Consider the following 2,288-nt stretch of genomic DNA (forward strand, 5'->3'; position numbering starts at 1 on the left):
GATCCCCCCGCGTCGTCGACCTTCGTGATGTCTGCCACCGGATTCGCTTCCTCCGACGCCGGGTCGGTTCGGTGGTCGAGTCTAATGGAGCGATTCCGCGTGCTCCCGTGGTGCTCGTGCACTACGACGGCGCGCGATGAAGACGCGCGAGATCGGCCACCAGATGCCGAGCACGACGGCGATCGCGAGCGAGGTGAGCTCGAGCGTCCACCCCGGCGGGCGGAAGCTGATGGTGACGATCTGCCCGACCGAGGCGTGCGACAGATCCACCGTCAGAAGGTAGCCGCGCACCGGCGCTGCCAGGGCTGCACCGCTGACGGAGTAGCCGGGATAGGCGAGCCGGCTCAGCGTGGCGCTCGGATCGGAGCCGAGCGCGTCGATGCGCAGCGTGACGTCTGTGTCCGACTCGCTCGTCACCGTGACCTGCGTGCCCGCGCTCGTCGCCACCACCCCGCCCGCCGTCGGGCCAGGAGTATCGCGTTCGTACACCCACACCGTCGAACCGCTGCGCATCAGATGCCACCCCGGTGCCGCGGGAGGTGCCGTGGGGTATGTCGCGCGCGTCGCGATGATCGTGTTCACGCCGAGCAGATCGGCGACGACTCTGCCGGTCGTCGGGTCAGTCGACAGGAGAGTGGCGTAGGCGGTCTCGCACGTCGAGCCGCGCAGGTCGATGCACAGATCGTTGGTGAAGGCCGTGTAGGGCAGCACCGTGTAGACGTTGCTCACCTCGGTCGGCGAAAAATACCAGAGGTTCCCGACGAGGAGCTCGTCGAAGGACGCGGGATCCCCAACACCCGAATAGACGTCACCGACGACGAACCCGTCGTTGACACCGTCGGTGAGCACCTTCTCCATGGGGTCTGCCGTTGTCGGCGTGGCGAAGGTCGGCAGCGGCGTAGTCCGGTACTCGTAAAGCTGCGGCACGGTGACCGAGATCGTTCCGGCCACCACGACGATCGCTGCGATCGCAGATCTGGTCCCGGGAGGCCAGTTCCATCGCCGTTGAGTGCCGATCAGATAGATCGCGACCAAGGCGATCGTCGTCGCGAGGAAGGTGCCGGCGAGGACCTTCGCGGTCGGGGTCTGCGTCCACGCGAGGTATCCCAGCGCGAGCGTCACGATCAGCATCGCCGTGAGTCCGCGGCGGCCGAGCTTCTGAGGGAATCCGCGCGTGAGCATGACAGCCCAGACGATGACGATCGCGACTGTCAGGTAGGGCAGGAAACGCACCGGCCAGCGAATGGGCCCGATCTGGTCGGGGCCGATGATGATCGCGACCGCGACCGCGGCGAGGACGAGGGGCACGACGAGGTCGCGCCAGCCCCGGCGGAGTACACCCCAGAAGGCGATGGCGAGAGGGAGGGCCCACGAGATCGACATCATCGGCGCGTGCGTCGCGGGGCCCCACCATGCGCCGATGGACATGGTGGCCGTTGGTGAGGCTATCCCGCCGAAATCGGACAGGTCGGCGTTGAGGAACCAGGTCTGGAGGATGCGCGTCGTGCCGCGCGCGGTCACGCCGGCCGTGAGCACACCGGGCAGGAAGACCGCGACGGACACCAGCGCGCCGAATACGGAGGCGTACGCCAGTCTGCGCACCGCCCGCCATTCGCGTCGGACGGCTGCGTCGGCGATGCTGATGACGAGCAGCAGCACCAGCATGATGACACCGAAGACGTAGCCGAACGTGATCAGGAGATAGGCGCTGATCAGATAAGGAAGCGGTCCACCGCCGACCCGGATGCGGCGCACCCCCCACCAGGTGAACGCGAACGCTGCCGCGTTGAACAGACCGGACACCCAGCTTGGCGCGTCCATGTAGACGGTGAAACCCGCGGTCGGGATGATGACGGCGGCAGCGGCCGACCACCAGGCGGATGCCCCGTACGACCGGGCGACCAGGAACGATCCTGCGGAAAAGCAGCCCAATGCCGCGATCTTCACGACGGTCACATACCCGAGGATGTTCGTCGTCGCGACGCTCCCGATGCCGATGACCCAGGCGAGCGGGTTGAACAGCCCCCACTGCCCCTCGGCGAAGTAGTTGCCACCCTGCCAGGCATGCGGATTGAGGATCGGGAACGTTCCCGACTGCGCCAAGACCCCGAGCTCGTGCCAGATGCCGACTGAACCGAGCTGAGTGTCGTCCGCGAAGTAGAACGACGGGGACACGAGGAGTCGTGCGGTCGCGATCGCGATCGTCACGATCACCGCTGCCGCAGCGAGGCCGACCTCGGCCAGCCGGGGGTGTGCGAGCCCGCGCCGGTGGGCTGGGCGTGTCGGGG

1 protein-coding gene is annotated in these 2,288 nt (G+C 67.5%); it reads right to left on the reverse strand.

Annotated features, from left to right (window positions below):
- Positions 1-81: 81 nt before the first annotated feature.
- The coding region (locus tag ASG00_RS02055; RefSeq protein WP_056206482.1) for a hypothetical protein at positions 82-2,288 on the reverse strand (2,207 nt) is incomplete at its 5' end.

The organism is Microbacterium sp. Leaf351 (assembly GCF_001423825.1).
In the GTDB taxonomy this organism is placed as follows: Bacteria; Actinomycetota; Actinomycetes; order Actinomycetales; family Microbacteriaceae; genus Microbacterium; species Microbacterium ginsengisoli.